This window comes from Vibrio sp. 2132-1 (genome assembly GCF_033344315.1).
In genome coordinates, this window is sequence record NZ_JAWPON010000350.1 from 1 (window position 1) to 691 (window position 691).

Annotated in this window: 6 tRNA genes; all 6 read left to right on the forward strand. The window is 47.8% G+C overall.

Annotated elements, in window-relative coordinates:
- The first annotated feature begins 1 nt into the window (after nt 1).
- The 6 genes from R8N47_RS25330 (at nt 2) to R8N47_RS25355 (ending at nt 687) form a co-directional block, all read left to right on the forward strand.
- Nucleotides 2-86: transfer RNA gene (locus tag R8N47_RS25330), tRNA-Leu, on the forward strand.
- Nucleotides 87-108: 22 nt separating this feature from the next.
- Nucleotides 109-185, forward strand: a tRNA-Met gene (locus tag R8N47_RS25335).
- A gap of 40 nt (nt 186-225) precedes the next feature.
- Nucleotides 226-310 (forward strand) — tRNA-Leu (locus R8N47_RS25340).
- A 29-nt stretch (nt 311-339) separates the two neighbouring features.
- Nucleotides 340-424: transfer RNA gene (locus R8N47_RS25345), tRNA-Leu, on the forward strand.
- Between the two features lie 50 nt (nt 425-474).
- A tRNA-Gln gene (locus R8N47_RS25350) sits at nt 475-549 on the forward strand.
- A 53-nt stretch (nt 550-602) separates the two neighbouring features.
- A tRNA-Leu gene (locus R8N47_RS25355) sits at nt 603-687 on the forward strand.
- Nucleotides 688-691 lie beyond the last annotated feature (4 nt).

The following is a 691-nucleotide window of genomic DNA, read 5'->3' on the forward strand; positions in this document are numbered from 1 at the left end:
TGCGGAAGTGGCGGAATTGGTAGACGCACCAGATTTAGGTTCTGGCGCCGCAAGGTGTGAGAGTTCAAGTCTCTCCTTCCGCACCATTCTTGATCAAAGTTTTAAAATGGCTACGTAGCTCAGCTGGTTAGAGCACATCACTCATAATGATGGGGTCACAGGTTCGAATCCCGTCGTAGCCACCATTCCTAAATGTTCTTTTTATCAGAGCAGTTAGGAATAGATGCGGAAGTGGCGGAATTGGTAGACGCACCAGATTTAGGTTCTGGCGCCGCAAGGTGTGAGAGTTCAAGTCTCTCCTTCCGCACCATCTTAAATTAATCTACACTATGAGAATACGCGGAAGTGGCGGAATTGGTAGACGCACCAGATTTAGGTTCTGGCGCCGTAAGGTGTGAGAGTTCAAGTCTCTCCTTCCGCACCATTCTTTCTCTCGATAAGAGAGGTTAAGTAGTCTTTGACTATTTACGCTGTAGGGCTATCGCCAAGCGGTAAGGCAGCGGCTTTTGATGCCGCCATTCCCTGGTTCGAATCCAGGTAGCCCTGCCATATACAACGATATTGAGATTTTACCAATTATCTTGATATCTATAGATTAAGTTGCGGAAGTGGCGGAATTGGTAGACGCACCAGATTTAGGTTCTGGCGCCGCAAGGTGTGAGAGTTCAAGTCTCTCCTTCCGCACCATTAT